Source organism: Mycoplasma procyoni (genome assembly GCF_017052595.1).
Taxonomy (GTDB): Bacteria; Bacillota_I; Bacilli_A; order Mycoplasmatales; family Metamycoplasmataceae; genus Mesomycoplasma_A; species Mesomycoplasma_A procyoni.
This window is the reverse complement of sequence record NZ_JAFIDB010000001.1, coordinates 97,514-117,609: the sequence shown is the minus strand read 5'-3', so window position 1 is coordinate 117,609 and position 20,096 is coordinate 97,514. Positions and strand designations below refer to the sequence as shown.

General features: G+C 28.8%; 13 protein-coding genes and 3 tRNA genes. 11 read left to right on the top strand and 5 right to left on the bottom strand.

Going from position 1 to position 20,096, the window contains the following annotated elements; all coding sequences use genetic code 4:
- Window positions 1-55: 55 nt before the first annotated feature.
- From secA to JV122_RS00515, 3 genes are all read left to right on the top strand, one after another.
- The gene (gene secA, locus JV122_RS00525; RefSeq protein WP_205842451.1) at window positions 56-2,824 is read left to right on the top strand and encodes a preprotein translocase subunit SecA; all 2,769 of its coding nucleotides are present in this window, start codon (window positions 56-58) and stop codon (window positions 2,822-2,824) included.
- On the top strand, window positions 2,805-3,245 hold the full coding sequence (locus JV122_RS00520) for a hypothetical protein (protein ID WP_205842449.1): 441 nt from the start codon (window positions 2,805-2,807) through the stop codon (window positions 3,243-3,245). The genes secA and JV122_RS00520 overlap by 20 nt, the downstream gene beginning before the upstream one ends.
- A 102-nt stretch (window positions 3,246-3,347) precedes the next feature.
- Window positions 3,348-3,422, top strand: a tRNA-Trp gene (locus tag JV122_RS00515).
- Between the two features lie 9 nt (window positions 3,423-3,431).
- Here JV122_RS00515 and JV122_RS00510 read toward each other — a convergent pair.
- The gene (locus JV122_RS00510; protein WP_205842447.1) at window positions 3,432-5,552 is read right to left on the bottom strand and encodes an ATP-dependent Clp protease ATP-binding subunit; all 2,121 of its coding nucleotides are present in this window, start codon (window positions 5,550-5,552) and stop codon (window positions 3,432-3,434) included.
- A 193-nt stretch (window positions 5,553-5,745) separates the two neighbouring features.
- Here JV122_RS00510 and mip point away from each other — a divergent pair, with 193 nt between their 5' ends.
- Together mip and JV122_RS00500 are read left to right on the top strand one after the other, a co-directional pair.
- A complete protein-coding gene (gene mip / locus JV122_RS04845) occupies window positions 5,746-8,157 on the top strand; it encodes an Ig-specific serine endopeptidase MIP (protein ID WP_205842441.1) in 2,412 nt (803 codons plus the stop codon).
- A 137-nt stretch (window positions 8,158-8,294) separates the two neighbouring features.
- Complete coding sequence (locus tag JV122_RS00500) at window positions 8,295-8,756, top strand: hypothetical protein (protein ID WP_205842439.1); 462 nt, start codon at window positions 8,295-8,297, stop codon at window positions 8,754-8,756.
- Window positions 8,757-8,836: 80 nt separating this feature from the next.
- Here the strand turns inward: JV122_RS00500 and JV122_RS00495 are convergent.
- From JV122_RS00495 to JV122_RS04840, 3 genes are all read right to left on the bottom strand, one after another.
- Window positions 8,837-8,911, bottom strand: a tRNA-Gln gene (locus JV122_RS00495).
- Window positions 8,912-8,914: 3 nt separating this feature from the next.
- Window positions 8,915-8,998, bottom strand: a tRNA-Tyr gene (locus JV122_RS00490).
- Window positions 8,999-9,102: 104 nt separating this feature from the next.
- Window positions 9,103-11,622, bottom strand: a complete 2,520-nt coding sequence (locus JV122_RS04840; RefSeq protein ID WP_205842438.1) for a DUF31 family putative serine protease — start codon at window positions 11,620-11,622, stop codon at window positions 9,103-9,105.
- Window positions 11,623-11,880: 258 nt separating this feature from the next.
- Between JV122_RS04840 and JV122_RS00480 the strand changes: the two genes are divergently transcribed.
- The 6 genes from JV122_RS00480 (at window position 11,881) to JV122_RS00455 (ending at window position 18,881) form a co-directional block, all read left to right on the top strand.
- Entirely contained in the window at window positions 11,881-12,585 is a 705-nt protein-coding gene (locus JV122_RS00480) for a DUF3800 domain-containing protein (protein WP_205842437.1), read from the top strand.
- A 341-nt stretch (window positions 12,586-12,926) separates the two neighbouring features.
- A complete protein-coding gene (locus tag JV122_RS00475) occupies window positions 12,927-13,934 on the top strand; it encodes a nicotinate phosphoribosyltransferase (RefSeq protein WP_205842431.1) in 1,008 nt (335 codons plus the stop codon).
- The gene (locus tag JV122_RS00470; RefSeq protein ID WP_205842429.1) at window positions 13,924-14,697 is read left to right on the top strand and encodes a tRNA1(Val) (adenine(37)-N6)-methyltransferase; all 774 of its coding nucleotides are present in this window, start codon (window positions 13,924-13,926) and stop codon (window positions 14,695-14,697) included. Before JV122_RS00475 ends, JV122_RS00470 begins: the two co-directional genes overlap by 11 nt.
- 1 nt (window position 14,698) lies before the next feature.
- Window positions 14,699-16,243: a methionine--tRNA ligase gene (gene metG, locus JV122_RS00465; RefSeq protein ID WP_205842427.1), complete on the top strand. Its 1,545-nt coding sequence runs from the start codon at window positions 14,699-14,701 to the stop codon at window positions 16,241-16,243.
- A 187-nt stretch (window positions 16,244-16,430) separates the two neighbouring features.
- Window positions 16,431-17,501: a hypothetical protein gene (locus JV122_RS00460; protein WP_205842426.1), complete on the top strand. Its 1,071-nt coding sequence runs from the start codon at window positions 16,431-16,433 to the stop codon at window positions 17,499-17,501.
- 312 nt (window positions 17,502-17,813) lie between these two features.
- Window positions 17,814-18,881: a hypothetical protein gene (locus JV122_RS00455; protein ID WP_205842424.1), complete on the top strand. Its 1,068-nt coding sequence runs from the start codon at window positions 17,814-17,816 to the stop codon at window positions 18,879-18,881.
- Between the two features lie 28 nt (window positions 18,882-18,909).
- Here the strand turns inward: JV122_RS00455 and JV122_RS00450 are convergent, their stop codons facing one another.
- Window positions 18,910-20,085, bottom strand: a complete 1,176-nt coding sequence (locus tag JV122_RS00450; RefSeq protein WP_205842423.1) for an energy-coupling factor transporter transmembrane component T family protein — start codon at window positions 20,083-20,085, stop codon at window positions 18,910-18,912.
- Window positions 20,086-20,096: the final 11 nt, after the last annotated feature.

Here is a 20,096-nt window from a genome sequence, read left to right as displayed (position 1 = left end):
TGCTTTTAGTTTTTTTAATACACAAAAAAAGCTCTAATGTTGTAAAATATAATTTATGCTAAAGAAGATAAAGAAATTTTTTACAACATCAACTGAGATGAAAATTGCTCAAAAATTACTTCAAGAAATAAATTTTAAAAGAGGAATTTATTCTCAAATGAGTGATGAGGAGCTAAAAAATCAAACAAATGTATTTAAAGAAAGATTACAGAACGGAGAAACACTAGAAGACATTAGAGTCGAAGCTTTTGCTGCAGTTAGAGAGGCAACAAAAAGAGTATTGAATAAATTCCCTTACGATGTGCAAATTTTAGGGGGATTATTACTTGATCAAGGTTCTGTTGCAGAAATGAAAACAGGGGAAGGAAAAACTATTACTTCCATTGCTCCTGTTTATTTAAATGCACTAAGTGGAAAAGGTGTTATTGTATCTACAGTTAATGAATATCTGTCTGAACGTGATGCTGTTGAAATGGGTGAAGTTCACAAATGAATGGGACTTAGTGTAGGAATTAACAAAGCTCAAATGGATCCGTTCTTAAAAAAACAGGCTTATGCTTGTGATATTACTTACTCTGTCCACTCAGAACTTGGGTTTGACTATCTAAGAGATAACATGGTTAAAAGTAAACACCAAAAGGTACAAAGAGGACTTAACTTTGTTTTAATCGATGAGGTAGATTCTATTTTAATCGACGAAGCTAAAACCCCTTTAATCATTTCTGGTGGAGAAAAAAGTAGCTCTAATATGTACTTTGCATCCGATCAATTTGTAAGAACTTTAGTTCCAGATGATTATTTAATTGATGCAGAAACAAAAAGTGTTAAACTAACAGACTCTGGGATTAATAAAGCTAACGCTTTCTTTAATTTAGTTAACCTTTATGACATTGAAAATTCAGAATTAGTTCACAGAATTCAAAACGCACTTAGAGCACACAAAATAATGCAAAAAGACGTTGAATATATTGTTAGAGAAGGAAAAATTGAGTTAGTTGATACCTTTACTGGAAGGGTTATGGAAGGAAGAAGTTACTCAGAAGGACTTCAACAATCACTACAAGCCAAAGAAATGCTCGAGATTGAATCTGAAACAAAAACTTTAGCTACAATTACTTACCAAAACTTCTTTAGAATGTTCAAGAAATTAGCAGGTATGACAGGTACAGCTAAAACTGAAGAACAGGAATTTATTGATATTTACAACATTAGAGTTAATGTTGTTGACACAAACAGACCGATCCAAAGGATTGATGACGAAGACTTAATTTTTGGTTCATTCAAAGCTAAATACAAAGCAATTGTTGAAGAAATTAAGAAAAAATATGCAGAAAAACAACCAGTTCTTGTAGGTACTTCTCAAGTTAATGAATCTGAATATCTGCATGAATTGCTTAAAAAAGAAGGAATTCCACATACAGTTCTTAACGCTAAACAAAACGAATCAGAGGCTGATATTATTTCGAGAGCTGGAGAAGTTGGAGCTATCACTATAGCAACTAACATGGCCGGTCGTGGAACAGATATCAAACCTACTCCTGCAGCTTTAGAAAAGGGTGGATTGTATGTTTTAGGAACAGATCGTGCAGAAAGTAGAAGAATTGACAACCAGCTAAAAGGGCGTGCAGGAAGACAAGGAGATGTTGGATATTCAAGATTTTTCCTTTCAATCGAAGACCAACTAATGGCTCGTTTTTCAAACTATGAACTAATTAAAGAAACATTTGCAACAGCTGATGATAATCCGATTCCAGGAAAAGCAATTCACAGACACTTCAGAAGATCACAAAAGAAAATCGAAGGATTTAACTACGACAACAGAAAGAGTGTTTTAAGCTTCGATGATGTTATCAGACAACAAAGAGATTTAGTTTATACTCAAAGAGATATTATTCTTCAAAATGATGTGTTAGACCACTATATTCAAAGAATTTTCAAAAGAACAATTGATAACTTCATGTCCTTTAGTTTTATTTTAAAAGCTAATAACGAAGTTGACTATCACGCACTAACAAAATTCTTAAATGACAACTTCTCAAAAATTAGTTTAGTGGAATTTAGTTATGAAGAATTATCACAACACCACTTTGATGAACTAAAAGAATATTTATACGAGAGATTTAATGATATTTACTTTAATGTTCTACGTGTAAATATGATTGAAAATGAATCTCAAGAACTTGCAATTAATTTAGAAAGAGAAATTCTTTTAACTTCGCTAGATAATCAATGACAAAGTCATATTGATATTTTAGATAGACTAAGACACTCAGCAAACTTGGTTCAATATTCACAAAAGAATCCTTACCAAATCTTTACTGAAGAAGCTTCTAAAAAGTTTGAACAGTTTATTAATGAAAGTGCTGATATGGCTACAATTCACTTATTCACCAACAGAAAAGCAATGAAAATCATTTATGAATATCACACTTTATCAAACGGTGAAACAGTTCGTTTAGACTCTCAATTAACTCCAGAATACAAACAAAGTGTGATTGATAACTTAGAGCAACAAATCGAAGCCAGAAGACAAGCTGAGCAAGTTCCACAATACAAAGAGTACACACTGATTAATGGAACAGTTTTCAGATTACCAAACGATATTCCTTTTGAGCAACATGAAAAAATAATTCAGCAACAAAATGAAGAAATTGTGCGTTCAGAAATGAAAAGACAACAAGAAGCATTAGATAAAGAAGTGCAACAAAACAGCGAATCAGATGCACAATCAGAAGTTCCTCAAAACGAAAATATTTCCGAAAATACAGGAAATAGTGTAGAATCCGGAACAGAAACAAAACAAAATGAAACTGAAAATAGCTAGAAATTTCTTTTTAATATTATTTGCCTTATCAATCATTGGCACAATTATTGAGTTATCCTTTTTAATTCAAGAAAACAAAATTGCACTTCTTAATTGAGGTCTAAATCTAGGTGCTTTAATATTTCTTTCAATATTAGTTCCTTTATTTTATTTAATAAAATACATCAGAGATCACAAACTAAAAAGACATTTCTTAAAAGACCCAAGATTTAGAGAAGATTTTTGCAAAGCAATAGATCACAAATGAAATAAAATAAACTTATCCTTAGTTTATTTTATTGTTTTGATAACATGTGTTTATTTAGGTTATAAATGATTTTTAAATCCTTATTACAAAATAACTTCTTTATCTCTGTTATTTGCAATAATCTTTATTTTTCCAAGTTTTTATTTAATGTTTTCAAGTGAGTGTAAAAAATAGAAACACAAAAAACACCTAAATACAGGTGTTTTTGTTTTCGTTTTTTGAATTTTCTTGCTAAAAAAACAATGTTGTAGTATAATATCTTTATATTTACCGAGTAGAGGTGTAGTTCAATGGTAGAACAACGGGCTTCAACCCCGTGTGTTATGGGTTCGAGTCCTGTCACCTCTGCCATTTTTTTTATTAATTTTTTCTAAAATCAACTTTGTTTTCAGTAACTATAAGTTCTATATTATCTTGAGCTTTTATTTCTTGATTAATAATTTTAGTTGCTAAAAAGGTCTCGATTTCCCTTTTAATAAAGTGTTTAATAGGTCTTGCTCCAAATTGAGAATCGCTGATTTTATTAGCAATATAATCAACTATTGAATCGCTGTATTTTATTGTAATAAAACTTGTTTCATAAACTCTTTGAATCAATCTTGATAACTCAATATTGATTATTTTTTTAATTTCTTTTTTGTCTAAGTGATTAAACTTAATTATTTCATCAACTCTATTAATAAACTCTGGTCTAAAGAAGTTTAGCAATTCTTGTTTAAGATCATCAATAGAGAATTTAGGGTTGTTTAAGATCTCATTAGCTCCAATGTTTGTTGTCATTATAATAATAGTGTTTCTAAAGTTAATCTTTCTTCCTTTTGAATCGCTTAAATAACCATTATCTAATATTTGTAAAAGAATGTTAACAACATCACTGTGTGCTTTTTCAATTTCATCAAAAAGCACTATAGAATAAGGGTTTTGACGAATTTTTTCTGTAAGTTGCCCACCTTGTTCATAACCAACATAACCTGGAGGAGAACCAATTAATTTAGAAACCGAATGTTTTTCCATATACTCAGACATATCTAATCTAATAAGCTGCTTTTCTGAATCAAACAGATTTAGTGCAAGCGATCTTGCTAATTCTGTTTTTCCAACCCCTGTAGGTCCTGCAAAAATAAATGAAGCTAAAGGTTTTGAAGGATCATTAATATTTGCTTTAGATCTTAATACAGCGTTGTAAACTAACTCAACAGCTTCATCTTGTCCTTTTATTCTTTCTTGAAGATGTTTATTTAAATTTAGTACCTTATCTTTTTCTTTTTCAACAAGTTTTTCTAAAGGAATTTTAGTTCATTTAGAAACAACTCTGGCGATGTCACTTTCTGTAACTTTATCACCGATAAAAAGGGAAGAAGTTGTATTTTCGTTTTCGAGCTGACTAATTTTTGCTTCAACTTGTGGGATGTCTAAATGCATAATTTTAGCAGCTTTTTCAAATTCTGCTTCTGATTGTAGAATTTGTAATTTATTTTTTAAATCATCTCTTTTAGATCTTAATTGCGCTATTTCTTTTACTTTTTGTTTTTCTTTTTCAAAGAGTTCTTGGTGCTTTGAAATGTTTTCTCTAATTAGTTTTATGTTTGCGTCAATTTCCTTTATTTTCTCTTTGTTTGCTTCATTTTTTTGAGCATTTAAAGAGAATTTTTCAATCTCAAGAGCTGAAAGTTCTTTGTTAAGTTTTTCGATGATTTCTGGCACATAATTCATTTCAACTTTTGCATTTGCACTCGCTTCATCAATTAAATCAATTGCTTTATCAGGTAAAAAACGATCATTTATGTATCTTGCTGAAAGTTTTGCAGCAGAAATAAGAGCATCATCATCTATTTTAACATTATGGAAGTTTTCCATTCTTTCTTTGATACCTCTTAAGATTTGAATAGTTCCTTCTACAGAAGGTTCGCTTACATCAATTTTTTGCATTCTTCTTTCTAAAGCTGCATCAGTTTCGATGTAAAGTTTATATTCTTCAAGAGTTGTTGCTCCAATTAACTTAATTTGCCCCCTTGCCATTAAAGGTTTAATAATGTTTGCAGCATCCATTGCTGAATTTCCGTTTTTACCAGCTCCAATTAGCATATGAATCTCATCAATAAAAATAATTATTTCACCATTTGATTCTTCAACTTGTTTAAGCAGTTTTTTTAGTCTGTCTTCAAATTGTCCTTGGTATGAAGCTCCTGCAATAATTGCAGAAAGATCGATTTCTCAAACTTGCTTGTTTTTTAGATCTTCAGGAACTTGACCTTCAACAATTTTTCTTGCAAGTCCTTCAATAATTGCTGTTTTACCAACTCCAGGCTCTCCTACAAGAACTGGATTGTTTTTAGTTTTTCTAGATAATATTGTAATAATTCTTCTGATCTCGTCATCTCTATTGATAACTGGATCTAATTTATTTTGAAGGGCTAGCTCATTTAAATTTCTTCCAAACTCTTCTAATGGTTTTTTGTTTTCGTTAAATTGAAAATTCATAATAACCTCCTAATTTTATTTATCTGAAGATATTATAGCACATTTTTTGGCACTCAAGCATAAAGAGTGCCAAAATTTAAAATAAATCAACTTCGAAAAACCAAAAATAAAGAATTGACCCTGTTTTTTGCTAAAAAATCGTCTTAAAAATTTAATTTGTTAAATTCATTTTATAAAGGAATATAATTAAAATATGAAGAAGATAAGATTTAATAAATTACTGGCTTTAGCTAGTCCATTAGTTGCTACACCTTTTTTATTAGTAGCTTGTAATAAAGATAATGGTTCAAATCCTGGAGGACAACCTGGCGGCGGACAACACGGTGGCGGAGACTCTAAAGACAAATCAGATAAAAAAGAAACTGAATTTGACAAAATTTATAATGAAGTAGATCAAAAATATAACTATCACGGTTCTTTTGTTGATGGTGATTTTACAGTAGTTGTAAACACATCAGATGATTACAAAATTGATCTTGTTAAATTCTCTGCTGATTCAACAAAGAAAAAAGAAGAGATTTATCCTACAGAAATCAAAAAAGAAGATATTCAATTAAAGCTGGATTCTAAACTTGAAAAAGATTACACACTTGAAAACGTTGAAATGGATGCTGTTCTTGATCAAAAAGGAATTAATATCACAAACTGATTCGGTTCTCTTGTTTTAACTGCAAATTTAAAACACAAAAGCGATCAAAGCAAATCCAAAAAATTAAGACTTATTTACACAGATTTTAGAAGAAATAATAAAGGATTTGAAGCAGATAAATCTGTTGTCTATGATGATTACCAAAAAGATGTATTAAAAGCAGACAAAATGGAATTTAACTACTTTAGATACAAAACACTAACAGATGAGCAAAAATTCGAATTTGATAATAGAATCGTTATCAGAGGCTTAAAATCACACTATGCAAATACAAAAGGTACAAATTTAGAAAAATATAGAACTGAATTAAATAATGTTTCTGAAGATGACAAAAAAGCATACAATGAAAAAGCGGCAGCTCTAAAACTTGATACTTTTGAAAACTCTTATATAAAAGGTTCTAATATTCCTTTATTACAAAAAGGTGAAAATAAAGGATTTTTCCCTTGATTAGGTGAAGAAATTGGTAAAGGAGGGAATACTACAGATGCTATAGGACACGATTTCTATAGATTTGAAGGATTAGCAAGAACACTACCAAACGATATGTACAAAAAAATAGCTAAACAAACTCTCCAAATGGAAATTAGTTATGATGAAAAAGATAAAAATGGACAAACTGTAGGGAGAACTTCCGGAGGAACTATTTGAATTCTTGACTACCAAAAACCAGCTCATTCAAATAGTTATCCAACTAAATGATATTTTGGAACTAACTTACACGTTGCTGATAACTTAAATAGACAACTTAAAACAGTGCAATTAAACATCATTAACAAAGATAAAGATCTTGATAAAACTTTTGATCTCGTTAGAGATGATGAAAGATTTAATTTACTATGATTCCACAAACCTGCGCTTGATTCTGGTGCAATTAGTATTGTTTATAAAGCAACAGACTTTTTAAATACTAAACCAGAAGATTATGTTGCAGAAGCAAGAAAAAAAGACGTTAAAGGAATTGAAGAGTTTGCTGATTTTGCTGTAATTGAAATTGATTTTGATAAACTGCAAGCTAATAGAGAAAAAATCAAAAAACAAAATGGTTATGATTCTATTTTTGTAGCTCATAGAAAAAAAAGTAAGAGTTCAAGTTATGAGGAATATCCTGATACAGAAAACAGAACAAAAGAGCAAATAGCTCAATTCATCACAAATGACTATGCAAACAGAAAAGAAGATCATATTAAATTCTTAAAAACTTCTTATTTACAAAACTATGAAAAAGTAGCTCCAAAACTATTTAGTTATAAGAGTGAAAACTACAAATTTAATGGAGATAGTTTATATGCTTTAGGATATCCTGGAAGTGGTCCAACAGATTACTTTTTAACTGAAGGATTAACATCAGATCAAGCATATCATATTAATGAATCAGCTAAGGAAACTTTCTCTTTATGAGTAAACCAAGAAGGTTATTTATACAATAAATGAAACAAAGAAGAAAACAAATCTAAATATGAATTTTCAAAAGAAGTTCTAGATAAAGGAACTTATTTAAGTAATCAAATAGGTTATAGAACATTCAAAGATAAAAGAGGAGTTATCGATAGTTTCTTAACAGCTAACTTTGTTGGAGATGGAGTATTTACAACCTTTAACAAAGAAAAATACTTACCAATGACACTTGACTATGCGCCAAAAAGTTATGTGCCAAATGGAGGTTCTTCAGGTTCTTCTGTAAGAAATCAAAATAACGAAATTGTTTCAATTTTCCATGCAGCAACTGCTGCTGGTCGTATCGGTTTATCAACAGCATTTAGATCTGAAGGAAAAAGCTATAATGGATTATATGGAAATTATGAATTACCACAATATGACTTAATTTATGGTGGTGGTAAAAATCAAAAATCTTCTTTCAGAGAAGCTCTAAAAGAAAAATATGGAAACAATGTAAAAACAAACTTATTTGAAAATATCACAGAAATTCCTAACGACTACAAATTCCAAAAATAAAGAAAATACCTGTATTTTAGTTTATGGTCATCACCAAAGAAAACAAAAGAATAAAATTCCTTTTTATATCTCTACTTAGTTTATATTTAATAATAGGTTTTTCTTTTCTAGTTATTGGAATAACTCAAAAAATTTGAATGAGTTTAAATACCTTCATGATTTTCGGATTTGGTCTATTAGCAATAACTTCAATTACAATTCAACCCATATTTTTATTATTTTTAGCAACGAGAAAAAAAGCTGAACCACCTCTTGATAGAAAAACTTATGAATATGTTTTCTATTTTGTAAACAAGGATAAAGTCAAAAATACAAAACAACTTAGTCAAAAACAAATTTTGTTAATTAAAGTCACATTTTCTTTTCTTTATTTAATTCTAATTTTTGCCTTTGTTCTTAGTGGTTTTTTCATGTTTGCTTCAATAGGAACATGATTTCCAATCGCAAAACAAGACGCCTTATTTACAGCTTTTCTACTATTCGATTCCATATACTTCGTTTCTCCTATGTTATTCATATTCAGAAAAATATGTCAGGTTTGAATTGGAGATAACCGAACCAAGAAAAAGAGCGATTGATTATTCTTTTTCAAATTTTAAAAAAATCCCTGTATCACACTGATACAGGTTTTTTTATTGAATAAAAAAAGTGCCTAAGCACTTTAGGTCACTTTCGTGATTGGCTGCCCCAGTTAGATTCGAACTAACGCATCGCGGCACCAAAAACCGCTGCCTTACCGCTTGGCCATGGGGCAAAATGGTGGGGGGGGAGGGATTCGAACCCCCGAATCCTAAGAAAGTGGGTTACAGCCACCCGCGTTTGGCCGCTTCGCTACCCCCCCGTTTAAGTTTCTTATAAATTATACACTAATTTTAAGAAACTTAAAATAATTTTTCATATTTTTTATTCTTTTTTTATATGAACGTAATTATTATAGCATATTTTTTAGAATTTAATCTTGTTTTCAAAGGCATCTAAGTCTGTTTTTTTGTCTTTTGTTTCATCAAGTCATTTTCTTAAGAGTGAAGTTGTTCCTTCTCCTAATTTAACAGAGATAGGATCAACAATTCCTGTTCCTGTGCTTAAACCTTGTTTATCGAAATCATCATCAAAGAAACCACCTCAGAAAATTCCGAACACTTGACCATATTGATTTAAAACAAGTGAACCCGACATCCCTTTACCACTTCTGATGTTTGGTAAATTAATTAAAGTATCAATAGGTTTGTAAATTTTATTATTATATGCACCATCTTTTGTTAGTTTTTTATAACCTACATAAGGAGTTCTTGAAACTTCTACTCAAGTATCTCCCCCTAAATATCCTCCAAGGTGCAACTCAGTAGGTAGTGGCATGTAGTTTAAAGGATCGCTTTCATTTTTAGGGAACTTAATTTTGTCACTAATAAAGAAGTCTAATTTATGTTCGTTATAGTAATTTACTTGATCTGGGATGTTTTGAATTTTCTTAGTTTGAGGACTAAAGAATGAAAAGAAAGGATTTGTTTGTACGATTTTGTCATCTGGGAAAGTTACTTTAATTAAAGCAAAATCAAGAATTTTATCTTTAGATGGAGAATCGAGTCCTAAAGGAATTACTTCAAGATTTTTTCAGAACTCAATAGATTCTTTAGTTATATAACGAGAATTATTTACATTACTAAAAGGATCTGCAGTTTTAATAGGACGATCGAATCTTCTAAATACTTCGTTGTATGAAGTTCCATCAGCTGTTCTAGACTGTATAGAAGGTAGTTGATCGTATTTGTTTGAGTAAGTATAAGCAAATGAATTTACTTTGTCGTAGTTATTAATTAGATCAGAAACAACGTGCATGTTAGTTGCTATATAGTAAGTATTTGTGCCTTTTCCATTTTCATCAAGTTCTCTATCAAAAATTCATGCAGTCCCGCTGATAATTCTTACAGAATCTTTATCAACATAGTATGAATATTGAATTGAAAGAGTTCTTTTTTTGATGTCTTCTAAAATTTCTTGAGATGTTTTAGAAGCCGCAAGCTCATTGCTTCCATCTTTTCTTGGGGCATCAAGAGTGATGTTGTTTGTGTCTGAAGCTTCTTGAGAAAACTTAATATATAAATTAAATTCTTGACCTGATCAGGTGTGTAGAACAAAAGTTAGTTTATTATCAATGATCTTAAAGTTCTTTAGATCATAATATTGATAATTATTAATATTTTGTTGATTTGATGCATAAATGTGATTTCAGAAAGAAGAAGTATTTAAGTAAGCTGACAACTCTTTTCCAATTGATTTATAACGCAGTGTTGAATCTGAATCTGAATTTAGAGGTTTAACAACTTCTTCTTTGTTTGTTTGAACATTAAAAGCTTTTTCGATGTATTCTTTGTTTATGTGAGTTAATGTATAAATATTTTCACTTATGTCATCGAAAGAAAAGAGTTTAAAACTAAAAATTCTTGTGTTTTTATCTTTATCAATTAATTTAATATCAATATTTCCTGTTTGATCATCAAGTGATTCTTTAATAATTTCGATTTGATAATCATCAGCTTCTAAACCACTTACGCGAAAAATTGTTTTAAGATTTTGTTGTGTAGAAGTAGCTAGTGAACTTGGGAAAATTGTTTTGTAAGCATTATCTACTTCGAGTTTAATATTTGCTGAATATAAAGGATTTTGCTGTATATTAGCACTATTTTTGAAATCAAGATTTTTTAGTTCAAACTTTTTAGAAACATAAAAATCAGGATAAGCAGAGTGAGATAATCTTGCAAAAATAGTTAATGAATTATCTTGTTTATTGTAGTTTTTAGTATCCACATCTACTTTAAGTTCATAGTTCTCATTTTCTTTTAATAAAACCTTATTGTCTTTAAATTCAAAGTTTTCTGAAGGATTAAAATAACTAAAGAAGTTTTCACTATTTAGTTTGTTTAATTCAATTTGATCTAAGTTTGCTTTTTTAGTAAATTGGAGGATATCAAAGTTGTTTTTAGTTCTATTTTTAAATCTAATATCACCAACAGAAGTAGATTTAAAACCAGAAGCAATAAACTCTCTTGTTTCTAAAAGAGTTTGTGTTCCTTTTTGAAAGCCTTTAATTCTAATTCCTAAAGTTCCATAATAGTCATTTGCTGTATTTTCAATTGGCTCAACAGTTACATCTCTTTTTTCTAATATTTTCTGTAAATTAGTTTCTGGGCTAATGCTATAAGATAAATAACTTCTAAAGTTAATTTTGTTTTCTTCTGAAATTGCTTGTGAAGGAAAGAAGTTGTTTGGGTTATTTTCATTTCTTACTTTAACGCCAATAAATCCATCTAGAATATTATTTTTATTATCATCTTCATTTTTTTTCAGAATTTCATGGATTGTATCTTTTTGTTGTGCAAAATGATAACTACCTACTGCAATTAAAGGAATACTAAAAGCAGCTACTGCTCCAATTATTGTAATATTTCTCAATGTTGTTTTTTTCATAGTATTAATTTTATCAAAATACCAACTAACAAATAAAAGAAAACTAAATATAAATAATTTCTTTCAAAAAAACGCAATTTTTAAATATATATCCAAAAACATTAACTAAAAAATAATTTTAGGAGTAAAATTGCACCAATTTCTGTTTTTGGATTTATTTGAGTGGAAAAATTTAGGAAAATTTCTGTGTGTTTTCCTAAATTTTTCCTATTTGAATTTAAGAAAATAAAAGGGTTGTATAATCATTTAAGGAGGACTATGAATTTTTTTATATACAGCGATGAATCGGGTGTTTTAGATACTAAAAATAAGTATTTCATTTTTTCTTTAATAGTTTTTAAAGATCTAAATCAGAGATCAAAAATCAAGACTTTATTCAAAGATAGAGAAAAGAGATTTAAAAAGATTATTTTCAGCGACGAAGATACAACAGAACTAAAAGGAAGTTTATTAAGAGAAAACCAACAACTTCAAATTATGTCTTTACTTAAAGATGTAGATAAAATCTGTGTAAAGGTAAATGTTGAAATGATTTATGACTCAATTATGAGCAACAAAAAATCTAAAAGAAGATATTTAGATTTTGCTTTTAAATCTGGTTTAAGAAGTTATTTTGAGGAATTGATTTTTAAAAAGGAAATCTCACAAACAGGTCAATATAATTTCTATTTTTTTGTAGATCAACACACAACATCAACAAATGGAATTTATGATCTTAAAGAAACTATTGAAAATGATTTTTTCTCAGGGATTTTTAGTCAATCTTCAAAGTCTTGATTCACTCCTCCTTTGTTTGATAAAAAAGGGAATATCACTGTGCAATACTGTGATTCCAAAAATAACTCATATATTAGAATGGCTGATATTTTAGCTAACTATATGTTTAGAAAGATTAACAAGAATCAAGAAATTATGCTGCCAAATTTGTTTATTTTTGAGCATCCTACAAAAAATGCTGTATAATAATAATGTAGGTTTAATATGAACGCTATGAAATCACAAGGTTACTTATCATTGAGATTAAGCGAATTGTAAATTCGCAAGCCCTTGTGGACGCCTTTGGGCGTTTTTTTATTTTTTTACAAAATATAAAAATAATTTAGTAAAATTTTAGAGCAAACATTTGTTTGTAGTTTCCTGACAGGGTTTGTTTCCCTACCGGATGTAAAAGCCATCGTACTCTTAAGAGCATGAGCAGGTGGAATTCCTGAGCCGACAGTAAAGTCTGAATATAGATATTACGAAATGTTATTTTAATCTTAAATTTCAGTGAAACTTATTAATATTCTTTTAAAGAGGAAAACATGAATAAAAAATTAGATTACTATGCAGCTAATTATTTTTTCAAAGCAGAAAAAATAATTGAAACTTTTAACCCAGATTCAATAGTTACACTGCAATTTTTTCAAAGACACGACGATTCCATTTTAGGTGGAATGAATGAAGCTTTAGAAATTTTAAAAACACAAACAGACACATCAAAATACACAATTAGATACTTGCCAGAAGGTTCAATCATTCAAAACAGAGAAGTTGTTTTAGAACTTGAAGGAAAATATAAAGACTTCGGAGTTTATGAAGGAATTATCGATGGAGTTTTAGCAAGAAGTACATCAATTGCAACAAATGCCAAAAGATGTTTAGATGCAGCGAATGGAAAAGAAATTGTCTTTATGGGAGATCGTTCAGATCACTACTCAAACCAAGAAAGAGACGGAATTGCTGTTGAACTTGCTGGAATTAAAGCACACTCAACAAATGCAGGAGCAAGAGGAAATGAAGAAGTAGTTTTTGGTTCTATTCCACATGCTTTAATCCAAAACTTTGAAGGAGATTTAGTTAAGGTTATGAAGTTATACTATGAGCTTTTCCCAAATGAACCTTTAATTGCTCTTGTTGATTTTCACAACAATGTTATAGATGATTCACTAAAAGTTTTAGCTGAATTTAAAGACAAATTATACGGAGTTAGAGTTGATACTTCTAAAGCTGTAAGAGATAAAATGTTTAAAGAAGATGAAAACGAATGAGGTGTGACACCAAACCAAATCAAAAGACTAAGAAAAGCACTTGATGAAAATGGTGGACAGCACGTTAAAATCATTGTTTCTTCAGGATTTACGCCTGAAAAAATCAAAAAATTTGAAGCAGAAAACACCCCTGTTGATTCTTATGGAGTTGGTGAATTTATGCTTACAATCAACAACACTTTCAGCGCTGATGCAACAAAAATAAATGGAAAACTTCTTGCAAAAGAAGGAAGAAAATATTCTCACAACCCTAGACTAATAGAATTTAAAAATGAAAAATAGAAAAATAGTAAAAAACTCATTAGGTTATGATTCAGATCTTTATGTTTATCAAGATAAAGAAATGTTTAATTATTCAGTTGATACAATTCTTTTAGGAAACTTTGTTTCTTTAAACAGAAAAGTAAACAGTCTTTTGGAAATCGGAACAAACAATGGAGCTTTATCAATTTTTATTTCAGAAAGAGATCCTGAACTAAAAATTGATGCAATTGAAATCCAACCTAGAGCACTTGAGCTTGCTAAAATGAATGTTGAACTCAATAACAAACAAAATCAAATCAGTCTTTTATTAAAAGACTTCAATGATTTTTACAAAGAACACAACAAAAAGCAAGCTCTAAAATATGATGCAATTGTTTGCAACCCACCTTTTTACAAAGTCAATACAAATATCCCAAGAACAGCAACTACAGAAGAGTTATTAATTGCTACTCATGAAATTAAGCTAACTTTAGAGCAATTAATAATGGGATCATCTAAAATAATTAAGCAAAAAGGTTATTTAAGCCTTGTTTTACCAACAGAACGCTTCATAGATTGTGTAACTTTAATGAGAAAATACAATTTTGAGCCAAAAAGAGTAAAATTTATATATCCTAGAGAAGATGCTAAATCGAACTTGGTTTTAATTGAAGCTCGTTTTGCAACTGGCTGGGGAACAGAATTTGAAAAAAATATTTACTTACATGTACTTGATAAAAACACACATCAATACAGAGAAGAAGTAAAAGAATTATATAAACCTATAAAAGTGGAGAGATAATATGAAAAATAAAAAAACTTTCTTTATAACAACACCTATTTATTATCCATCAGGTAATTTACACATAGGTCATTTATACACAACATCATTAGCATGAGTGATTGCTAACTACAAAAAACTAATGGGATATGATGTTAAATTTTTAACAGGGTCAGATGAACATGGTCTAAAAATACAACAAAAAGCTGAGCAAGCTAAAATGAATACACAAGAATTTGTTGATATGCAAGTTGCTAAATTCAAAGACCTTTGAAATCTTTCAAAGATCGATTATGACTATTTTTCCCGTACAACCTCACTAAAACACAAAGAAGTAGTTCTTAATGTTTTTGATAAGTTGCTTGAAAAAGGAATAATTTACAAAGGATTATACAAAGGTCTTTATTCAGTAAGTGCTGAAGAATTTTTAACACCAACACAAGCTGTAGAAAAAAACGGTAAATATTACCACCCTGTCAGCGAAGATGAATTAGTTGAAATCGAAGAAGAATCATACTTTTTCAAAATGTCTTTATTTCAAGAATGATTATTGGATTACTGAAAAACAAATCCAAAATTTGTTTTTCCAGAACAAATAATCAGAGAACTTGAAAACAACTTCTTAGATAAAGGACTTGAAGATTTATCTGTAACAAGAATTTCTTTTAGTTGAGGAATTCCTTTAAGAAAAGATCCAAAACACGTTATTTATGTTTGATTAGATGCTTTATTTAATTATGTATCAGCTTTAGGTTATTCTTTAGAACAAAACGAAGACTACTTAAAATACTGAGAAAATGGAGACGAAATTGTCCATGTTGTTGGTAAAGAAATTACACGTTTTCACTGTATTTACTGACCAATAATGCTTAAAGCTCTTGATATTAAATTACCAACAACAATCCTTTCACACGGACTAATTAGGGATGCTCAAGGTAGAAAAATGTCTAAGAGTCTAAATAATGTTGTTGATCCAATTGAGTTATTAAATAACTTCGATCCAGAAGTTGTTAAATACTATTTAACAACACAAATAATAGTAGGACAAGATGCAAACTTTGATTTTGAAAACTTTAAAGCAGTTTATAACTCAAACTTAGCAAACAACTTTGGAAACCTGCTTTCAAGAACTATTTCAATGATTAAACAATCATTTGAGTCATCTGTTAAATATCATGAATCAAAATTAAGCGATTTTGAAAAAGATATTTATAAAGCTATTTCTGAAACAAAAGCAACTTTTATTTCAGAAATGAATGATTTCAGAGTTGATAGAGCTTACAAAGCTGTAGTTCAGCTTTCAAAACAACTAAATGGTTATGTAGATCTAACGCTTCCTTGAACACTAAAAGAAAACAAAGAACGTTTAGAAGTGGTTTTAAATACATTACTAAACGGAATTTATGCAGTGGCAACAATGATGTCACCAATCTTAAAAGACAAATCAAAAGAAGTAATTTCCCAATTAGGCATTAAAGAATTATCAATGGAAGATCTTGAAAATTGATCTAAATTCGATGAAGTTGTAGTTCAAAAAGGAAATGTCCTTTTTGAAAGAATTAAATAATAAGTGAAGTTTATTAAAACTTCATTTTTTTTATTCTCTTTTTTGATAATCTCAAAAAGTTAAAAAAAGACCAAAATTTAACATTTTTTTAAACTAATAAATTCATTTTAAGGCATTTTAGTTCAATTATCATCAATTTAGTAGTATAATTTATTTGATATAATCAAAAAACGGAGGCAAAAAAAATATGAAAAAAAGTAAAAAAATAATTTCTTTATCTTTAGTTTCTGCATGTGTATTATCATCTCCATTTCTAACACTCGCTTGTAAACAAAAGGAACAAGAACAGAAAAAATATTATAAAAATGAAAGACTTTATTATCAAAATAAAAGTTTTTATGATTCTGACAAAAATGATGTGGAATTAGACAAAACAACAACATTTAATAGTCTTTTAGTTTGAGAAGATATGGATAAACCTAAAGTTATTTCTTCAACAGATGAACTTAAAGAAATTATTGAATATACTGATAAATCTAAAAAGACTTATGAAAAACTTTGAAATGAAGAAACATTAATTTACCTAAAAAGAGAACCTGTTCCTCTAGATAAAACCAAATTAGAAGAAAATAAAAAGAGATGAGAAGAAGAAAAAAAACGCTTGATAAAAAAGTTTGATAATTCTTACTTTAAAGATAAAAAAATTCTTCTAATTAATAGAGGGGTGAGTACATCTCAATATTATGATTTTTTAGAAAGATGATTCTTTGACACAAAACCAGCTTTAAAACAATTTTATGAAGGTAACAATAAAGCTTATTCTCGTTTTTTCATTAGAACTTATACTTTCGACAAAAAGAAAATTATTAGTTTTAATAAGTTGTATGATTATGCTTTGCACAAAAGTAAAAATCCAGCAAAATTAAATGATAATTATTTCTTTGGTAAAGTAACTGCTCTTGACAAACCTGGAGAAAACTATATTTTTAGAATTAATAATACAAATTCTTTTGCAGTTGAATTAGATAAAAACTTTGAAATTGATGAAAAGGCAAATTATTCTTTTAATATTCTTTATGGTTTTAAATGAAATGTTGAAAATTCAGATTATGAATGAGGATTAAATGATTACAATTATTTTAGTAATGCAATAGATTTTTATTCTAAACAAGAATTCACTAAATTAAAATATTATTATGAAGGATATTATCCTAGCAAATTAACAAAAGAAGATTTATGATTGCTTAGTCCGAGAAGTGTTCAAATATTTGCGGACCCTGACAGATCTGTAGTTCCTCCTGAATGAGATAAAAAATAACAAAACCACTGCAAATAATGAGTTTTAAGTTAGGGAGAAGTTATATACAATTATTTATAAACTTAAATAAAAATCTTAAGAATGCATTGTGTGTATTTCTGTACTACCTTAATTAATTATATTTTCTTAATGATAAATACTTTACTTTAAACAAATAAAGAACTTTAAAGAGCAAAAAATGAAAAAGAACACAAATTTTGTTATTTTGATATTAGATTAAAAATAGTGAATTTATGCAAAGAGAATAATTAAGTATTAATTCACCTTATATAAAAAAACAATAGCAACAAAATCAAAAACGGAGGCAAAAATATGAAAATCCATAAAAAATTATTAACAACAGCTACTATTATTCTTTCTCCAACTATATTAACTTCTTGTTTACCTTTTGTATATATAAAGGACAAAAAAGAACCTCCAAAGGATATTATTCCGCTACCAACCCCGCCGTATGATAGATCTCCTATTGAACCAACTCCTTCTCAAACAATTTATGAAAAAAGAGATGAAGATTTTTATCGCGACAATCGTGATTATGACATTAAATTGAAAAAAGAAGATTTTAGAACAAGCTTTTTAGTTTGACAAGGACACACAAATTACATAGAAATTCTTACTTTAAATGAACTAAAAGAAATTATTAAATTCAGCGAAGAGACACCAAAAACTGCTGTTTCTCTTTTTGGTTATGATAAATCAATGATTGATTTTGATTATAAAGAATATAGAAAAATAACAGAAGCATTTAAAAATGAAGATTTTTCAGATCCTCAAATAAAACAAGAGTACGATAAATTAATTGATGCTTGAGAAAAAAACTTCAAATCTAAATTTGAAAAAGAAAAAGAAGAATTACTCAAAAAATACAATGAAGAATACTTCAAAACTAAAAAACTACTCTTAATTAAAAGAGGAATCTCAAGAGGTGCATTTCAAGAATCGCCAAGAGAAGAGTTTATTGCAGGAAATAATGCAGATTACAGCGAGTTATTTATTAGATATGTAGAGAACAAAATCTCCTTCAATCGTTTATTTGATTTCAAAATCAAAAAAGACTTGCCAAAAGATAAAGAAAACAAAATTGGTCGTTTTGAAAAAGGTACAAAAAACAAATTTACAACGCATGAAGAAAATTCCGATTTAGCAATTTTTAAAGATGAAATCAAAAACTCATATTTAATCGAGTTAGATAAAACTTTTTCAATAGATTCAGAAGTAGAATTTAATACACTTTATAACTTAAGTGAATCAAAAGAAGAAGTTACTAATCCGGATTATTTTGAATCTAATTTATTGGAAATTACTTCAAATGCAGTTGACTTTAGCACTAAAAAAAGACTCGATGGTAGACGAACACTGATAATTTATGGCCCTGAATAAAATAAAAATCCCTTTATGGGATTTTTGTTTATTTGGTTTGTGTTTTGGCTAATTCTTTTTCTTTTAGATAATCCATGATTACAGCAACTGATTTATCAACATCAATTTTTGATCTTAATTGTTGATCTGTAATTGCTGAAGAAACAAATAAATTAAATTCTTCTCTAGCTTTTTCGTTTAATGGTGTATATAGTCAAGTTGCTAACTGAACATCATCATCTAAAGTAGGTTTTGTTGTTTTTAATTCATTGTATGTTCTTGCAATGTTTTCTGCAAAGTATTTAGTTGCAATTTCTTTTTTGTCTTGTTCGTTTGCTAAGTTGTATTCTGGTTTTTCGAATTGAACTCTTACTGTAGCTAAAGTAAATAGATCACTAAGCGGTTGTTTAGCACTTTCATTAAGTTTTAGTTTTTTAGCTTCTTCAATAATTACTCCTCTTACTCTGTTGTCATTTAGCAATGAAGCAACTCCAGTTGCAAGTTTTTGAGCAAGTTCTCTTTCTTCTTTAGTTCACTCTGAAGGTTTTTTGTTGATGATATTTGTGATTTTCTCGTAGTTTTGTAATAATTGACTTAAATCAGGGAAACCACCTAAAAGACCAGCAATGTTTTGTCCTTTAAATCCTGTAAGTAGTCCAACTCCAATTTTACTAAATGAAGCGAAACCTCCACCTTCTGTTTGTTTTGAACCTATTAATAAAACGTTAGAAAATAAAAGTATTCCAGGGATTGTTAATACAGCGTTTGTTGCTCCTGTAATACTTCTTCAAACAACCTTTTTGATTTTGTTTTTCTTTTTACCAAACTTAAAGATTTTTCCTAATGTTGCAATAATTGAATTTATTACAAAAAAGAAAGCTCTGAGTGATAAATAAAGTATTAAAGCAAAAAGTGTTGTAGCAAGTGAAACAACTGCTTTTAGCCCTTCTCTGTTTCCTAAATAATTGCTAATTGAAACACTGAAAATCACTGATCCAATTATCGTTAAGATGATTGCAGCAAGCTTGAAAATGGTTCACTTAAGTTTAAAAATAAAACCAATTAAGAATGATATTGCAATAAGTGCCACAAATAAAATAGGTACTCAAATATCTGCTCCTTGCAGCTTTGCAAAGAAGCTTGCAACGTTTTCCATAAAGGTTATAAAACCATTTTGTTCTTTTGATGAAGAGCTTTCTTGTGCAAAAGTATATAAGTTATTCATTTGTCTCCTTT